This is a genomic window from Pseudomonas sp. fls2-241-TYG-175 (assembly GCF_030209155.1).
Classification (GTDB): domain Bacteria; phylum Pseudomonadota; class Gammaproteobacteria; order Pseudomonadales; family Pseudomonadaceae; genus Aquipseudomonas; species Aquipseudomonas viridiflava.
In genome coordinates this window covers 1-17,361 of sequence record NZ_JARVSO010000017.1, presented here as the reverse complement: position 1 = coordinate 17,361, position 17,361 = coordinate 1, and the positions used below count along the sequence as shown (strand labels likewise).

The following is a 17,361-nucleotide window of genomic DNA, read 5'->3' as shown; positions in this document are numbered from 1 at the left end:
GTGGGAGCCGTGATGATGAAACTATTAGAAGAAAATCAGTCCACCGATCTGGAAAACATGGTCGGTCTCACCCGCCGGGGCTTCATCAGCGCGGGCGCCCTGTGCGGCGCTGCGATGTTTCTGGGCGGCAACCTGTTGACCCGTAGCGCACTGGCCGAAGGCGTCAGCTCGGCTTCCCGCAGACTGCTGGGTTTTGAAAGCATTCCCGCCGCCACCGCCGACAGCATCAGCCTGCCGACGGGCTACACCTCCTCCGTATTGATCAGCTGGGGCCAGCCGCTGGAGGCGGGCGGCCCGGCGTTCGATCCGAGCGGCAAAGGCTCCGCCCGAGCGCAGGAAGTGCAGTTCGGCGACAACAACGACGGCATGAGCCTGTTCCCGATGCGCGGCCGCAAGGATCGCGCGCTGATGGCGATCAACAACGAATACACCAACTATCGCTACCTCTTCGATCACGGCCAGACGCCGCAATCGGCCGAAGACGTGCGCAAGGCCCTGGCCGCCGAAGGCGTTTCAGTGATCGAAGTCCAGCAGAAGAACGGCAAATGGCAGTTCGTGCAGGGCTCGCGCTACAACCGTCGCATTCACGGCAACACGCCGATCAAAGTGAGCGGCCCGGCCGCTGGCCATGAGTGGCTCAAAACCGAAGCCGACAGAACCGGCACCCGCGTGCTGGGCACCTTTCAGAACTGCGCCAACGGCAAGACGCCGTGGGGCACTTACCTGACGTGCGAAGAGAACTTCACCGACTGCTTCGGCAGCACTAATCCTGATCAGGTCTTCGATGCAGGCATGAAGCGCTATGGCGTGACAGTTGCCAGCCGGGATAACAACTGGCACCTGTACAACCCGCGCTTCGACGTCGCCAAGAACCCCAACGAGATAAACCGTCACGGCTGGGTGGTCGAGATCGATCCGTTCGAGCCCGACTCCATGCCGGTCAAACGCACCGCGCTGGGTCGCTTCAAGCACGAGAATGCCGCCTTTACTCTGACCAAGAGCGGCCGTGCCGTGGTGTACATGGGCGATGACGAGCGCGGCGAGTTCATCTACAAGTTCGTCAGCCGCAACAGGATCGATCGCATCAATCCGAAGAACAACCGCAACATGCTGGACCACGGCACGCTGTACGTGGCGCAGTTCGACGGTGGCGACAACAACCCGGACCACCCGAAAGGCAAGGGTCAGTGGATCGAGTTGACCCATGGCAAGAACGGGCTCGACGCAACCAACGGTTTCAACAATCAGGCTGAAGTACTGATCCACGCGCGGCTAGCCGCCAGCGTCGTGAAAGCCACGCGCATGGACCGCCCGGAATGGATTGTGGTCAGCCCCAAGGATGGCCAGGTCTATTGCACCCTGACCAACAACGCCAAGCGCGGCGAGGATAGTCAGCCGGTCGGTGGTCCGAACCCACGGGCCAAGAACCAGTACGGGCAGATCCTGCGCTGGCGTGAAACGAAGGATAACGCCTCATCCCTGACGTTCGAGTGGGACCTGTTCGTGGTCGCGGGCAACCCGACCGTGCATCCGGGTACGCCGCAGGGTGGCTCCAGCAACATCACCCCGCAGAACATGTTCAACAGCCCGGACGGCCTGAGCTTCGATGCTGCCGGTCGCCTGTGGATCCAGACCGATGGCGACTCCAGCAACAAGGGTGATTTCGCAGGCATGGGCAACAACCAGATGCTCTGCGCCGACCCGGCCACCGGTGAAATCCGCCGCTTTCTGGTCGGGCCGGTCGGCTGCGAAATCACCGGCATCAGCTTCGCGCCGGACTATCGCACGATGTTCATCGGCGTTCAGCACCCCGGTGAGAACGGCGGTTCGACCTTCCCCGAGCACCTGCCCAACGGCAAACCGCGCTCATCGGTAATGGTGATCACCCGCCAGGACGGCGGCGTCATCGGCGCCTGACGCAGTCACTGATCGTGATGATCGTTCCCACTGCGTGGGAACGCCTCCCAGGACGCTCCGCGTCCGCTCTCGAATGTGGCGCAGATATATGCCCAGGCTCCAGCGTTATCCGCGTCATGCGCCCGGCTCACTGAATCCTCAGCCTGTGCCATTTGTGACGCGGAGCGTCACGGGATGCATGCCAACGCGGAGCATTGGCACGATCAGTGGTGAGGCGGATTTGATGATCGTTCCTCACGCTCCGCGTGGGAATGCCTCCCAGGACGCTCCGCGTCCGCTCTCGAATGTGGCGCAGATGTGTGCCCAGGCTCCAGCGTTATCCACGTCATGCGCCCGGCTAACTGAATCCGCAATCCGTGCCATTTGTGACGCGGAGCGTCACGGGATGCATGCCAACGCGGAGCATTGGCAGGATCAAGCCTGACCAACCTCAGTCAATCAATCCATTCGCATCGTAGAACGGATACGGCCCTTCATATTCCCCGAACACGGCGTTGTGGCTGACCAGCCCTTCCTGAGGATGCCAGCGGTGCAGTACGTAACCCGCAGGTTCCAGATTGAAATGCGCAGGCGCGGCTTCGTCCAGGTCGAGCACGATCTGGTGTGAAGTGCCGGGGCAGACGCAGGTCAGGCTGCCACCGAAACGACGCTGCATCGGCCGGTGCAAATGCCCGCACAACAGACGCTCCACCTGCGGGTGCCGGGCGATGACCCGCTCCAGCTCCATCGCGTGGCCGAACGGCTTGTGATCCATGTGACCAATGCCGGACACGAACGGCGGGTGATGAAGGATGATCACCGTCGGTACATCGGGGCGACGCGACAGTTGAGCGTTCAGCCAGTCAAGCTGGCAATAATCGAGTTGCCCGCCATGCTCGCCGGGGATGGTCGAATCCAGGCCGATCAGACGCACCGGATGCTGCTCGACCACCCAGTCCAGCGGACCGTCTGCGGACAGCGGCAGGTACACGTGATCGGCAAACGCAGCCAGCAAATGCTCGCGGTCGTCGTGATTGCCGGGTACCAGATAGAACGGCATCTGCAGACGCTCCAACTCCGGCCTGAGCACGGCGTATTCATCGGCCCTGCCGAAGTCCACCAGATCGCCGCTGATCACCACAATATCCGGGCGCTGCTTGCTGGCATTGATGTGTTCGACAGCGCGGCGCAACGCGCCCAGTGTGTCGACGACCCCGTAGGTCAGACGGCCATCGGCCTTGAGGTGCAGGTCACTGATCTGGGCAATAAGAAACGGACGATTCAAAATAATTTCTCGACAGAAAAACGGCTTACGAATGCAGGGTGAACAACACTTGCGGATCGACATTCAAGCCAAGATGCGCGCCTGCTGCGTGGATCAGGTTGTCCGGGCTGTCGACCAGCAACGGCTGAGTGCCGCCGACGTCCACCAGCAGACGACTCTGCGCGCCCTGAAAGAACTGACCGACCAACCGGCCTTGCAACTGCCCGCCTACGGACGTCAGGCGCAGGTGCTCGGGACGGCAATACACCGTGCCCGGCAAATCGACGCCCGACCATGGCAACTCACCACCCGTGACCTTCAGGCCTGACTCGGTACGCCCAAGCACGCTGAACGCATTGAGGTTGCCAACGAACCCGGCCACGAACGCGTTGGCGGGCTGCTGGTAGATTTCCCTCGGGGTCGCCAGTTGCGAAACACAGCCCTTGTCCATGACCAAAATCCGGTCACCCAAGGCCATCGCTTCGCCCTGATCGTGGGTCACGAAAACCGAGGTGATGCCCAGCCCACGCAACAGTTGATCCAGCTCGCTGCGCAGACGCTCGCGCAGTTGTGCGTCCAGCGCGGCCAGCGGTTCGTCGAGCAGCAACACCCGAGGCCGCGGTGCCAGCGCACGTGCCAGGGCAACGCGCTGACGTTGCCCGCCGGACAGCTCATGAATGCGGCGCTTGCCGTGATCGGTCAGGCCGACCAGTTCAAGCAACTCATCACAGCGCTTGTTGCGCTCGGCGTGGGACAGGCCGCGAATCTTCAAGCCGTAGACGATATTGCCCGCCACATCGAGGTTGGGAAACAGCGCGTAGTTCTGGAACACCATGCCGACATCACGCCGTTCGATGGGCAGACGCGTCATGTCCTGATCGTCGAACAACACCTGACCGACATCCGGACGCTCAAGCCCGGCGATCAGGCGTAACGTGGTGGTTTTACCGCAGCCCGACGGGCCGAGAATCGCCAGCGTTTCGCCGGGTTCAATGGTCAGGTGCAGGTCCTGTACAGCAACGGTGCCGTCGGCAAATGCCTTGCGGCAGCCCTTCAGGCGTATGGTCGTGCCGCTCATCGGCTGTCTCCTCGGGCAAGACGGGTGCTGATGGCCTGCAACGCAATCAGCAGCGGCACAATCAGCAACAGAAAAAGAAGGGTGTAGGCGCTGGCCACTTCCAGCCGCGCCGACGCGTAACTGTCGGCCAGACCGACCGGCAGGGTCTTGGTCATGGGGGTGTGCAGCATCCAGGTCAGGTTGAATTCGCCCAGCGACAACGTCACCACCATCAGCACGCCGGCCAGAATCCCGGCGCGGCAGTTGGGCACCACCACGCTGAAGAAGCGCTTGATCGGTCCGGCACCCAGGCTTGCCGCCGCCTCCTCAAGCACCGGCAGTTGCTGGCGCTGCATCACAGCCATTACCGGACGTACCAGAAACGGTAGGGTGAACAGCACATGGCCAACCAGAATGAACAGCCAACTGCCGCGAAAGCTGCCGAATTGCCCGTAGGTCAGCAGCAATGCCAGAGCACTGGCCAGACCCGGCATGGCGACGGGCAACACCATCAGCTCCTCGAAGGCGCGGCTGAAGCGGTTATTCATACGCACCAGCGCATATGCGGCGGGTACGCCGATCAGGCAGACGCACAGCGCACAGGCCACGGCCAGTTGCAGCGACAGCCAGACGGTCGGCGAATAGGCCTGCCAGACCTGCACCAGCCAGTCGAAGGTCAGTCCGCTGGACAGACCTTGAAAGTAATTGCGCGTCAGGCCCGCCAGCAGCGAAAGCACCACGGGCACCAGCATGAACGCGCAGACCAACAGGGTGAACAGCAACTGCGCAGCAAACAGAGGCGAACGTTTCACAGGGCAATCCCCGAATTCTTGACCAGACGGCGCGCCAGCAACAGCACCGCCCAGGTCACCAGGCCGAGGATCACCGACAACGCAGCGGCGACCGTGAAGTTGGCGTAGTTGGTGAACACGTTATAGATCGCCACCGGCGTGACATTCAGGCGTGTGCCCAGCGTGAACGCCGTACCGAATGCGCCCATGGACGTCGCAAAGCAGATCGCGCCGCAGGACACCAACGCAGGCATCAGGCCCGGCACAATCACGTCGCACACCACACGCCAGTGTCCTGCGCCCAGCGAATGCGCTGCTTCCTCAAGACTCCGGTCCAGACTTTCACAGGCCGCCATGACCGTGAGGATCACCCGCGGAATCGAGAAGTACAGGTAGCCGATGAACAGGCCGGTCAGCGAATAGGCGAAGATCCACCGTTCACCTGCCAGTTCCAGGCCGAGCGCGGCAAAGATGCCTTGCCGACCCGCCAGCAGGATCACCAGAAAACCCACCACCACGCCAGGAAACGCCAGAGGAAAGGTCAGCAGCGCGACCAGCGCGGAGCGGCCGAAGAACTGATTGCGGGCAAGAAACACACCGCTGATTCCACCGACCAGCAAGGCGGCCAGTGTCACCACGGCAGCCAGCACACAGGTCTGCGCCAGACTGCCCATGTATTGAGCGCTGCTCAGCACTTGCCAGTAACCGCTGCCATCCACCTCGTTGCCCTGCGCACCGAGCACGATCAGGTGCGTCAGCGGCAGCAGCCAGAACGCCACCAGCACGGCCATCGCCGGGGCAAGCGCCACGGCAGCGGTCGGGCGCAGGCGCAGCCTGGACAATCCGCTCGAACGCAAAACAACGGCGTCTCCCAGCGAGGCTGACATTACTTCACCTCACGCAGGTAACGGGCCGCGAAAGCTTCCTGCACCGCCGCCATGTGCTGGTAATCCACCACGCCTGCGCGGGCATAGTCGCTGTCCGGGAGGAACTGCGCGGCCACCTCGGCAGGCATGTTCGAGCGCACCGGACGCAGATAGGCCTTGGCCCACAGCGCCTGACCTTCGTCGGACAGCACGAAATCCAGTACCTTCTCGGCGTTGTCGCGATGCGGCGCCTTGGCCACCAGACTCATCACGTAAGGCACGCCGATAGTGCCTTCCTTGGGAATCACAAACGCAACGTTGGCCTTGTCCTTGTAGCGGGCGCGATAGGCGTTGAAGTCGTAGTCGACCAGGATTGGCAACTCACCGGACAGCACGCGGGCATAGGCCGTTTGCTTGGGCACGATGGGCGAGTTTTTCGCCAGTTTCTGGAAGTAGTCGATGGCAGGCGCGAAGTTGTCCAGCGTGCCGCCCATTGCCTGGTTGATCGCCACAGCGGAAACGTAACCCACGAACGCGCTGGACGGATCAAGGTAGCCGACCATGCCCTTGTATTCAGGCTTGAGCAGGTCTGCCCAGCTCTGCGGCACAGGCAGGCCGCCCAGTGCGTCGACGTTGACCATGATGCCCAACGTGCCGGAGTGAATGGCGAACCAATGTCCTGCCGGGTCTTTCAGGCCAGCCGGAATATCTTCCCAGTGTTTGGGCTTGTAGGTGTCGACCACCCCGGCCTTCTGCGCCTGCAGACCGAAAGTCACGCCGTAATACACCACGTCTGCAACCGGCGCAGCCTGTTCGGCGACGATCTGCGCCAGCGCCTGCCCGGAGTTCTTGTTGTCGAGCGGCACCTGCACGCCGGTGCTGTCGGCGATGGCCTTGAGCTGCGAGCCCCAGTCCGCCCACTCGGGCGGGCAGTTGTAGCAAATCGCGGTTTCGGCGGCCTGAGCGAGGCTGGCCGCGCCACACAACAACAGTGCCGCGAGGGTTTTACTGAAGCTGAGCATGAAGCGTCTCCTGATAGGACTGGGTACTTTCACCGGGCCGGATATGGCACGGCAGGCAGTGGGAAACCGGCGCAGATCCAGCGATCTGCGCCAGCAATTGATCAATAAGGGTGTGCGCCAGCTCGGCAATGGGCTGAACGACAGTGCACAAGGTCGGATGCATCTGGGTGCCCAGCGCAATGCCATCGAAGCCCATCACCGAAACGCGGCCGGGAACCTCCAGACCGTTGCGCCGCAGTTCGGCAATCAGGCTGATGGCCAGCAGGTCGTTGGAACAGACCAGCGCTGTCGGCGCGTCGGGACCGCGCAACAGAGGCTCGATTGCGGCGAAATCAGCCTGGGTGTGAGCCGGCATTTCAATGACCGGCAATTGTTGAAGACCCTTCGCGAGCATCGCATCGCCATAGCCCGCGTAACGCAGGCGCGCACGGTCGGACTGCATGGCCGGACCCGCGACCATGGCGATGCGCGAGTGCCCGAGTTCGATCAAATGGTGTGTGGCTAGCGCCATGCCTGCCCGGTTATCCACCGACACCGCGCTGTAATCCGGGTTGCTGGTCTGGTGGTAGGCGAGCACGAAGGGCGTGTCTTCATTGATCAGACTTTGCAGGACCTGATTGTGCTCAGCGTCAGTCACCGTCAGCACCAGTCCGTCGACCCGCTGGCGCAACAGCTCTTCCACCACGTCGCTTTCACGCTCGCTGGCGTAATCAGTGGTGACCAGCAGCAGGTTGTACCCGCGACGACGGGCGGCGCTTTCCATTGCCTGAAACTGTTCGGCGAAGACCGGGTTATGAAGGTTGGGAACGACCACGCCGATCAGGTTGGTGGTCTGCAGGCGCAACTGACGGCCCAGCCGGTTCGGACGGAAGCCCAGCTCGCGTGCTGCGACGAATATTTTTTCACGCGTGTCGGAGCGCACCACATCGGGCGTCGCAAAGGCGCGGGCAGCCGTGGCCCGGGAAACCCCGGCCAGTCGCGCAACCGCTTTCAGATCCGTCATTGTCGCCCCTTTTTGAGATCGATCTCATTGGCGGCGACTCTAGTGATCCCATATGGCTGAACAGAGAACGGACGATGAACGTTTGGTGACAATCGAATGCTTGCGCAGATAAACCATCAGGGCTTTGGCGAACCGGGACCGGTCTGCGTTAACATCAGCGGTCCGACGCGGCAACCTGCTGCGCGCAGGAGTAGTCATGGCTCATCCGTTCGCAACACTTACTCCCGATCTCGTCCTCGATGCCGTCGAAAGCATCGGTTTTCTCAGTGATGCGCGCATCCTGGCGCTCAACAGTTATGAAAACCGGGTGTATCAGGTCGGTATCGAAGACGGCCAGCCGCTGATCGCCAAGTTCTACCGCCCGCAACGCTGGACCAACGAGGCGATTCTCGAAGAGCACAGCTTCACGCAGGAGCTGACCGCAGTCGAAGTACCCGTGGTTGCGCCCATGGTGCACAACGGTGAAACCCTGTTCGAGCATGCAGGCTTTCGCTTCACCCTGTTCCCACGTCGTGGCGGACGCGCCCCCGAGCCGGGCAATCTCGATCAGTTGTACCGCCTGGGCCAGTTGCTGGGCCGCATCCATGCCGTCGGTGCAACCAAGCCGTTCGCGCACCGTGAAGCGCTGGGCGTGAAGAATTTTGGCAATGACTCGGTCAACTACCTGCTGGAAAACGACTGCATTCCACGCAGCCTGTTGCCCGCCTACGAGTCCGTGGCGCGCGACCTGCTCAAGCGGGTCGAGGATGTCTACGCGGCAACTCCGCACACCAACATCCGCATGCACGGCGACTGCCACCCCGGCAACATGATGTGCCGCGACGAAGTGTTCCACATCGTCGACCTGGACGACTGTCGCATGGGGCCTGCGGTGCAGGACGTCTGGATGATGCTGGCCGGTGATCGCCAGGAACGTCTCGGACAACTGTCAGAGCTGATGGACGGCTACAACGAATTCCACGATTTCGACCCGCGCGAACTGGCTCTGATCGAGCCGCTACGCGCCCTGCGCCTGATGCACTACAGCGCCTGGCTGGCGCGCCGCTGGGATGACCCGGCCTTCCCGCACAGCTTCCCCTGGTTCGGCACCGAACGTTACTGGGGCGACCACATTCTGGCCCTGCGCGAACAGATGTCGGCGTTGAACGAGGAGCCACTGAAGCTGTTTTGAACACTCAATGATCGTTCTCACGCGCTCAGCGTTATACACAAATCCTCCTGGAGGAATACGATGATGATCGTTCCCACGCTCTGCGTGGGAATGCTTCCCAGGATGCTCCGCGTCCGCTCTCGAATGTGGCGCAGATACGCGCCCAGGCTCCAGCGTTATCCACGTCATGCGCTCGGCTCACTGAATCCTCAGTCTGTGCCATTTGTGACGCGGAGCGTCACGGGAGGCATGCCCACGCGGAGCGATGGGCACGATCAGTGTCGAGGCGGACGTGTGTATAACCATGAGCACTGTGCGCGGGCACGATGAAACACTTATAAAAACCTGCTTTTAAGGGACGACCCATGCAAGCTGCCAATCCGCGTCGCGGATACATTCTCGGCCTGAGTGCTTACACCATCTGGGGCCTGTTCCCCATCTACTTCAAAGCCATCGCCGCCGTTCCGGCCATCGAGATCATCATTCACCGGGTGCTCTGGTCGGCGCTGTTCGGCTCGATCGTGCTGATGTTCTGGAAACACCCCGGCTGGTGGCGCGAACTGCGAGACAACCCGAAACGCCTCGCGGTGCTGGCACTCAGCGGTTCGTTAATCGCAGCCAACTGGATTGTGTACGTGTGGGCGGTGAACAACGGGCGCATGGTCGAAGCCAGTCTTGGGTATTACATCAATCCGCTGGTCAACGTGCTGCTCGGCATGGTGCTGCTGGGTGAACGGCTCAGGCGTCTGCAATGGCTGGCAGTGGGTTTTGCCGCAGCCGGGGTGGCGCAGCAGGTCTGGCAGGTCGGCAATCTGCCGTGGGTCTCGCTGGTGCTACCGCTGACATTCGGCTTCTACGGGCTGATCCGCAAGAAAGCCCCGGTCGCAGCCCTGCCCGGGCTGGTCGTGGAAACCTGGATGCTGGTGCCGCTGGCACTGATCTGGCTGGCGCTCAATTCGGGCGCGCTGAGTGCCCAGGCCGAGTTCTGGACCACCTCTCAGGCCATCTGGCTGGCAGCCGCAGGCCCGGTCACGCTGATCCCGCTGGTGTGCTTCAACGCCGCAGCCCGACATCTGCCTTACACCACGCTGGGCTTTCTTCAGTATCTGGCACCGACACTGGTCCTGTTGCTGGCCGTGCTGCTTTACGACGAGCACATGAACGCCAGCACCATTGTCACCTTCGCCTGCATCTGGGCGGGTCTTGCGATTTACAGCATCGACGCCTGGCTGAGTCTGCGCCGCCGAAGCTGATCAAAAAACATACAGAACCTTGCAAGCCACGTTCTACGTGGCCTGCAAAGGGTTCTCCAACGGTTATCCACAGGCAGGCTCACGCTATTTGTGCACAAGCCGTTGAAACTGTTGAATTTTTGATCAGTTCTCGCAAAGCCGCGCTACACATGGCGTGCAACGCGATTCCCCCAGCTTATCCACAGGCAGGTGCAGGATAAGCGTGGATAAGCCTCAGCGTGGTTTGTCTTCTGAACGCAACACCAACTCCACCATCAGGTCATCCGCCAGTGTTTCCAACCGTGCCTGCAGGTCGTCCAGCGACAGGCTCAACGGCACGCCGAGCAACGCATCGGCATGAAACAGCAGTTCGCTGCTCATGGGCGCAGGCGATACATCGGTGATCAGCCGTTCGACGTTGACGCCCTGCTCCGCCAGCACACGGGTGATGTCACGCACGATACCCGCGCGGTCGTTGCCGACCAGTTCCATGCTGATCGGTCGGGTCTGGCCAGTGGTCTCGACCACGCTTTCGGCGAGCAGCATGCGGATGCCATGGGCCGAAAGCGCATTCAGCGCGGCGATCAGGTCATCGTACTTTTCAGGTTCCACGCCCACTTTCAGAATGCCCGCGAACTGCCCGGCCATGCGGGACATGCGGCTCTCCAGCCAGTTGCCACCCTGCTCGGCGATGCATTGGGCAATACGCTCGACCAGTCCGGGCTTGTCAGGTGCAACCAGCGTTACGACGAGATGATCCACGATCAATTCCTCTTGTTGTTCACAATGCAAGGGTTGGATGAGTATAGGCACGGTTGCGCAGCGGACCGCGAATGGCAAATCGTGTACCGTTCAACACGACGTGTGGAACAATCCAGACAGCTTTAGAGCACAGCGCGCAGAAAGCGTGACCGGATAAGACAATCCAGTCGCTTTAGTGACATATTCACCAGCGTTTTCACAAGGCTGCCGCTCATGTAGTATTTCGCGGCGCGCACTACATAACACCAAAACCAATAACAGAGCGCTCCTTGAGTGAGCTCGACCCTGCTGAGCAGAGTGAGGCAAGTGCAATGACTGAGTACGTTCAAGTCGGTGGCCTGCGGGTCGCCAAAGCCCTGTATGACTTCGTACAGAACGAAGCCATTCCCGGAACCGGCCTTAGTGTCGATGCGTTCTGGGCCGGTGCGGACCCACTGATCCACGACCTCGCTCCGAAAAACCGCGCTCTTCTCGAAAAACGTGACGACTTGCAGGCCAGAATCGATGCCTGGCATCAGTCCCACGCCGGACAGGCCCACGACGCCTCGTCTTACAAGGCATTCCTTCAGGAAATCGGTTATTTGCTGCCAGAAGCGGCGGACTTCCAGATCACGACGCAAAACGTCGATGAAGAAATCGCCACCATGGCTGGCCCGCAACTGGTCGTGCCGGTGATGAACGCACGCTTTGCGCTCAACGCATCCAACGCCCGTTGGGGCTCGCTGTACGACGCGCTCTATGGCACCGATGCCATCAGCGAAGCGGGTGGCGCCGAGAAGGGCAAAGGCTACAACAAGGTACGTGGCGACAAGGTCATTGCCTTCGCCCGCGCCTTCCTTGATGAAGCGGCACCGCTGTCAGCGGGCTCGCACGTTGAATCGACCGCCTACAGAATGATCGACGGCAAGCTGGTGGTCAGCCTCAAGGGCGGCAGCAACACCGGCCTCAGGAACGACTCACAACTGATCGGATTCCAGGGCGATGCCTCGGCACCGATCGCCGTGCTGCTCGAACACAATGGCCTGCATTTCGAAATACAGATCGACGCGTCCAGCCCCGTCGGACAGACCGACCCTGCAGGCGTGAAAGACATCCTGATGGAAGCCGCGCTGACTACCATCATGGACTGCGAAGACTCCATCGCTGCGGTCGATGCCGACGACAAGGTCGTCGTGTATCGCAACTGGCTGGGCCTGATGAAAGGCGATCTGGCCGAGTCGGTGTCCAAGGGCGGCGAAACCTTCACCCGCACCATGAACCCGGACCGCGTCTACACCACGCCTGCTGGCGGCGAAGTGACGCTGCACGGACGCTCGCTGCTGTTCATCCGCAACGTCGGTCACCTGATGACCATTGATGCGATTCTGGACAAAAACGGTAACGAAGTGCCAGAAGGCATCCTCGACGGTCTGCTGACCAGCCTCGCGGCGATGCACAACCTCAACGGCAACACCACGCGCAGCAACAGCCGTCGCGGCTCGATGTACATCGTCAAACCGAAAATGCACGGCCCGGAAGAAGCGGCGTTTACCAACGAGTTGTTCGGCCGTGTCGAACAGGTACTGGGCCTGCCACGCAACACACTGAAAGTCGGGATCATGGACGAGGAACGCCGCACCACGGTGAACCTCAAGGCCTGCATCCAGGCTGCCAGCGAGCGCGTGGTGTTCATCAACACCGGTTTCCTGGACCGCACGGGCGATGAAATTCACACCTCGATGGAAGCAGGTCCGGTGGTGCGCAAGGCGCAGATGAAAGCCGAAAAATGGATCGCGGCCTACGAGAACTCCAACGTCGACATCGGCCTGAAATGCGGCCTGCAAGGCAAGGCGCAGATCGGCAAGGGCATGTGGGCGATGCCTGACCTGATGGCTGCGATGCTGGAGCAGAAAATCGCTCACCCGCTGGCCGGTGCCAACACCGCTTGGGTGCCTTCGCCGACGGCTGCTGCCTTGCATACGCTGCACTATCACAAGGTCGATGTGTTCGCCCGTCAGGCCGAACTGGCTCAGCGCGAGCCGGCGTCTGTGGACGACATCCTGACCATCCCGCTCGCGCCTGATACCAACTGGACGCCTGAAGAAATCCAGAACGAACTGGACAACAACGCGCAGGGCATTCTGGGTTACGTGGTGCGCTGGATCGATCAGGGCGTAGGCTGCTCGAAGGTGCCGGATATCAACGACATCGGCCTGATGGAAGACCGCGCGACGCTGCGCATCTCCAGCCAGCACATGGCCAACTGGCTGCGCCATGGCGTGGTCACTGAAGCGCAGGTGCTGGAAAGCCTCAAGCGCATGGCGCCGGTGGTGGATCGGCAGAACGCAGGCGATGCGCTGTATCGTCCACTGGCTCCGGACTTCGACGGCAATATTGCCTTCCAGGCAGCGGTTGAACTGGTGATCGAAGGCACTCGCCAGCCGAACGGCTACACCGAGCCGGTGCTGCATCGTCGTCGTCGCGAGTTCAAGGCTAAAAACGCTCAGTAACGCCGCAGGTAAACCGCGCTCCAGGGCTCAGGCCCTGGCGGCGCACGCGCCAACCGTAATTTACTGAAATGTACGCACGTCTGTTTCTGCCCGAAGGGCGTAGGAGCTCTCGGAGGTTACGACGGCAGCGATGGGCTGCGCAGCGGCCCTAAGGTTGCATCTGACATACCGCGTGTGCAGGTTTTGCTGCCGGTTCCCGGCAGATCGCGGGCAAGCGCGCTCCTACGGTCGGTGTTTGCTACGAGACAGCGCGGTATCAGAGCCATCGAGGCAGCCGTTACATCCCCAGTTCCCGCCTGATCAGCTTCACCAGTTGCTTGGTGTTGAGCGGCTTGAGCAGAAAATCAACGACGTTCAGGTGCATCGCATCGATGGCGTCGCGCACATTGGCGTCGCCTGAAACGATGATGATGGGCAATTCGGCGCGATCGGATTCTCGCACCTGACGTATCAGGTCCAGACCATCCGACGGCGCCATGCGCAGGTCAGTGATCAAGAGACCGATGGACTCACGCGTCCTGATCAGCTCAAGCGCCCCATCGACATCCGACGCTGTCATGCAGCTGATGTCGTTGAGGCTGAGAATTTCGGCCAGCAGCTCGCGCGCGTCGTTGTCGTCATCGACGATCAGCACGCGTTGTGGCGCATCGCGGTCAGGCTCCAGCATGACCTCAGTGAGGGCTCTGCGCTCTTCGTCGCTCAATATGTCGTGGTCAATCATCGCAATCTCATCATTCCCTGAACCTATCCGACAGCAGATAAAGTAGACCTGCACTGTATTTCGTCGGCTTCCCGGCCAATGATCGTTCGCGCTCCAGTGCGTTCGTTCACCACTCTCTGGCAACAGCGTGACCTATAACGTTCAGCAAAGGCGTAAGACTTACGTCCAATGGGCACTGTGCTGCAAGCGGCCGACCATGAGCGTCAATAACAAGAACGCGGAACAGCTCATGAGTAAAGCAGACGCTTTCACCCAGGCAGGCAAGACAGCGGTGCTGCAGAACATTCACGGCACCATGCAGTTCCTGCAACGATTCCCGCCTTTCAACCAGATGGAAAACGCCCATCTGGCCTACCTCGTAGAGCAATGTCAGCTCAGGTTTTACGCTGCCGATGAGAGCATCATCAAGCCTGGCGATGGGCCAGTAGAGCACTTTTATATCGTCAAACAGGGCCGAGTGGTAGGCGAACGTCCGCATTCTGCCAAAGGCGGTACTGAAACCACCTTTGAAATCACCACCGGCGAATGTTTTCCACTGGCGGCATTGCTGGGCGAACGGGCCACGCGCACCGAGCATCTGGCCGCCGAAGACACGTTTTGCCTGCAACTGAACAAGCAGGCGTTCATCAAGTTGTTCGCACTGTCCACGACCTTTCGCGACTTCGCCTTGCGCGGCGTCAGCAGTTTGCTGGATCAGGTCAATCAGCAGGTTCAGCAACGTGCCGCTGAAACCCTGGGGACGCAGTACTCCCTGAACACTCGCCTTGGCGAATTGGCCATGCGGCACCCGGTCATGTGTGGCCCCGACATGCCGATGCGTGAAGCCGTCAAGCTGATGCATGAACAGCAAGTAGGCAGCATCGTGATCGTCGATGAACGTCAGGCGCCGCTGGGCATTTTCACCCTGCGTGATCTGCGCGAAGCAGTCGCCGATGTCTCTACCGACTTCGGTGCAGAAATCCGCCACAGCATGAGCCAGTCACCCTTTCACCTGAGCCCCGACGCAAGTGCATTCGATGCAGCCATCGCGATGACCGGGCGGCACATTGCCCATGTGTGTCTGGTCAAGGATGGACGCCTGTGCGGCGTTGTTTCCGAGCGGGATCTGTTCTCCCTGCAACGGGTCGACCTGGTGCATCTGGCGCGCACCATTCGCAATGCGCCACGCATCGAAGCGCTGACCGGACTGCGCGGCGATATCGTTCAGCTGGTCGATCGCATGCTGGCCCACGGTGCTTCTTCGACTCAGATCACGCAGATCATCACACTGCTCAACGACCACACCGTCTGCCGGGTCATCGAGCTGACGCTCGAAGAAAAGGGTGATCCCGGCGTGCCGTTCAGTTGGCTGTGCTTCGGCAGCGAAGGCCGACGCGAGCAGACGCTGCATACCGATCAGGACAACGGCATTCTGTTCGAGGCCGCCGACGCCGCAGAAGCTGCTCGCATTCGCGCCCTGCTGCTGCCGATTGCCGAGCGGATCAACCAGAGTCTGGCGCAGTGCGGCTTCACGCTGTGCAAAGGCAACATCATGGCCAGCAACCCTGAATTGTGTCTGTCGCGCGCCGAATGGGCCCGACGGTTCGCGTCGTTCATTCGGGAAGCCACACCCGAGAATCTGCTGGCCTCGAGCATCTACTTCGACCTGCGTGTGGTCTGGGGCGATGAAAGCGGCTGCGAGCAACTGCGTCGCGGCATTCTCGAGCAGGTCGCGGACAACAAACTGTTCCAGCGCATGATGGCTGAAAACGCACTGCGCCAACGTCCGCCCGTGGGCCGTTTCAAGGACTTCGTGCTGGCCCGCAAGGGCAGCGAAAAAGACACGCTGGACCTGAAAACCGAAGGCCTGACGCCGTTCGTGGATGGCGCGCGACTCTTGGCGCTGGCCAACGGCATCGGGGCCAACAATACCCTGGAGCGCCTGCGGCAACTGGTCGAGCGTGAGGCCATCGACCCGCTGGACGGTGCGGCCTATGAAGAGGCATATCACTTCATCCAGCAGACGCGCATGCAGCAGCACCAATTGCAGAGCCGCCAGAACCTGGCGTACTCCAACCGCATCGATCCGGACACCCTGAACCATCTGGACCGGCGCATCCTGCGTGAATCGTTTCGTCAGGCGCAGCGTCTGCAAACCAGCCTGACAATGCGCTATCAACTGTGAATATCGACGTCCTATGAATCTGTTCGACTGGCTGAAGCCTCGCCCCAGAACCGCACCGCTGGACAACCAACAGGTGCAGCGGCTCAACGCACTGCCAAGCTGCGCGAAGCTGAGCGACCAGCCATTGCGCCAGCAGCGCTGGGTGGTGCTGGATCTGGAAACCAGCGGCCTTAACATGAACCGCGACCAGGTGCTGTCCATCGGCGCGGTGGTGATCGAGGACGGCGCCATCGATCTGGGCCAACAATTCGAGCGCACGCTGTTGCGCATCGATCACAAAGTCAGCCCGGCGGTGTTGATTCACGGCCTGGCACCCAGTGCGATTGCAGCGGGCAGTGAGCCGGTCGAGGCGCTGCTGGACTTCATGGAATTTCTGGGCGATAGCCCGGTGCTGGGGTTTCATGCGCCGTTCGACCAGCACATGCTGTCGCGCGCTTTGAAAGACAGCCTGAATTACCGCCTGCAGCATCCTTTCTTCGACGTCGCGGAAATCGCGCCGATGCTCTGCGAGCAGGCCAATCTGCGCCACGCTGGACTGGACGACTGGACCCGCTTCTTCGGCCTGCACGCCGAAGAGCGCCACAACGCCAGCGCCGATGCACTGGTCACCGCCGAACTGGCTCTGATCCTCTTCAGCCACGCCCGCCGTCAACAGATCGACAGCCCGGTTCGTCTGGAGGAATGCCTGGGCCAGTGGCGCAGGCGCAAGCAGTCGCATTCGTTTTGATCATGTGAAGCGGCGTCATTGGACGCAGAGCGTCCCGGGCTGCATTCCCACGCGGGTGCGCTCATCGTTATACACAAGTCCCCAAGACGCGCAAAACGGGGGGCAAAACGAAAGTGACTGAATGAATGCATACCCCGTGGGAGGCGGCTTGCCGGCGATGGCGTCCGTTCAGTCACTGATAGGTCGCTTCAGAAAAAGCATCGCCGGCAAGCCGCCT

Annotated in this window: 14 protein-coding genes; 6 read left to right on the top strand and 8 right to left on the bottom strand. The window is 61.1% G+C overall.

The window, feature by feature from the left end:
- The first annotated feature begins 15 nt into the window (after window positions 1-15).
- Complete coding sequence (locus QRN20_RS14090; RefSeq protein WP_285360639.1) at window positions 16-1,917, top strand: PhoX family protein; 1,902 nt, start codon at window positions 16-18, stop codon at window positions 1,915-1,917.
- Window positions 1,918-2,347: 430 nt separating this feature from the next.
- Here the strand turns inward: QRN20_RS14090 and QRN20_RS14085 are convergent, their stop codons facing one another.
- The 6 genes from QRN20_RS14085 to QRN20_RS14060 are packed head-to-tail and all read right to left on the bottom strand — an operon-like array spanning window position 2,348 to window position 7,899.
- Complete coding sequence (locus tag QRN20_RS14085; protein ID WP_285360608.1) at window positions 2,348-3,181, bottom strand: phosphodiesterase; 834 nt, start codon at window positions 3,179-3,181, stop codon at window positions 2,348-2,350.
- Window positions 3,182-3,206: 25 nt separating this feature from the next.
- Window positions 3,207-4,238 carry an ABC transporter ATP-binding protein gene (locus tag QRN20_RS14080; RefSeq protein ID WP_029244102.1) on the bottom strand — a complete coding sequence of 344 codons (1,032 nt, stop codon included), beginning with the start codon at window positions 4,236-4,238 and terminating at the stop codon, window positions 3,207-3,209.
- The gene (locus QRN20_RS14075; protein WP_122413377.1) at window positions 4,235-5,029 is read right to left on the bottom strand and encodes an ABC transporter permease; all 795 of its coding nucleotides are present in this window, start codon (window positions 5,027-5,029) and stop codon (window positions 4,235-4,237) included. Before QRN20_RS14075 ends, QRN20_RS14080 begins: the two co-directional genes overlap by 4 nt.
- Window positions 5,026-5,895, bottom strand: coding sequence for an ABC transporter permease (locus QRN20_RS14070; protein ID WP_025994828.1), 870 nt, complete (start codon window positions 5,893-5,895; stop codon window positions 5,026-5,028). The genes QRN20_RS14075 and QRN20_RS14070 overlap by 4 nt, the downstream gene beginning before the upstream one ends.
- Window positions 5,895-6,896, bottom strand: coding sequence for an ABC transporter substrate-binding protein (locus QRN20_RS14065; RefSeq protein WP_122605604.1), 1,002 nt, complete (start codon window positions 6,894-6,896; stop codon window positions 5,895-5,897). The genes QRN20_RS14070 and QRN20_RS14065 overlap by 1 nt, the downstream gene beginning before the upstream one ends.
- Window positions 6,880-7,899 (bottom strand): substrate-binding domain-containing protein, encoded by a 1,020-nt coding sequence (locus QRN20_RS14060; RefSeq protein WP_043305519.1) that lies wholly within the window; start codon window positions 7,897-7,899, stop codon window positions 6,880-6,882. Before QRN20_RS14060 ends, QRN20_RS14065 begins: the two co-directional genes overlap by 17 nt.
- 196 nt (window positions 7,900-8,095) lie before the next feature.
- Between QRN20_RS14060 and QRN20_RS14055 the strand changes: the two genes are divergently transcribed.
- Together QRN20_RS14055 and rarD are read left to right on the top strand one after the other, a co-directional pair.
- On the top strand, window positions 8,096-9,070 hold the full coding sequence (locus QRN20_RS14055) for a serine/threonine protein kinase (RefSeq protein ID WP_004880140.1): 975 nt from the start codon (window positions 8,096-8,098) through the stop codon (window positions 9,068-9,070).
- A gap of 344 nt (window positions 9,071-9,414) precedes the next feature.
- A complete protein-coding gene (rarD, locus tag QRN20_RS14050; RefSeq protein WP_043305520.1) occupies window positions 9,415-10,302 on the top strand; it encodes an EamA family transporter RarD in 888 nt (295 codons plus the stop codon).
- Between the two features lie 213 nt (window positions 10,303-10,515).
- On the opposite strand, the gene QRN20_RS14045 is transcribed toward rarD, so the two are convergent.
- Window positions 10,516-11,043, bottom strand: a complete 528-nt coding sequence (locus tag QRN20_RS14045) for a glycine cleavage system transcriptional repressor (protein WP_029244107.1) — start codon at window positions 11,041-11,043, stop codon at window positions 10,516-10,518.
- Between the two features lie 311 nt (window positions 11,044-11,354).
- Between QRN20_RS14045 and QRN20_RS14040 the strand changes: the two genes are divergently transcribed.
- Window positions 11,355-13,532: a malate synthase G gene (locus QRN20_RS14040; protein ID WP_122413380.1), complete on the top strand. Its 2,178-nt coding sequence runs from the start codon at window positions 11,355-11,357 to the stop codon at window positions 13,530-13,532.
- Between the two features lie 277 nt (window positions 13,533-13,809).
- On the opposite strand, the gene QRN20_RS14035 is transcribed toward QRN20_RS14040, so the two are convergent.
- Window positions 13,810-14,253, bottom strand: coding sequence for a response regulator (locus QRN20_RS14035; RefSeq protein WP_004880150.1), 444 nt, complete (start codon window positions 14,251-14,253; stop codon window positions 13,810-13,812).
- 229 nt (window positions 14,254-14,482) lie between these two features.
- Between QRN20_RS14035 and QRN20_RS14030 the strand changes: the two genes are divergently transcribed.
- Both QRN20_RS14030 and QRN20_RS14025 read left to right on the top strand, forming a co-directional pair.
- Entirely contained in the window at window positions 14,483-16,417 is a 1,935-nt protein-coding gene (locus tag QRN20_RS14030; protein WP_058432358.1) for a DUF294 nucleotidyltransferase-like domain-containing protein, read from the top strand.
- Between the two features lie 13 nt (window positions 16,418-16,430).
- On the top strand, window positions 16,431-17,144 hold the full coding sequence (locus tag QRN20_RS14025; protein ID WP_029244110.1) for a 3'-5' exonuclease: 714 nt from the start codon (window positions 16,431-16,433) through the stop codon (window positions 17,142-17,144).
- The last annotated feature ends 217 nt before the right edge of the window (window positions 17,145-17,361 follow it).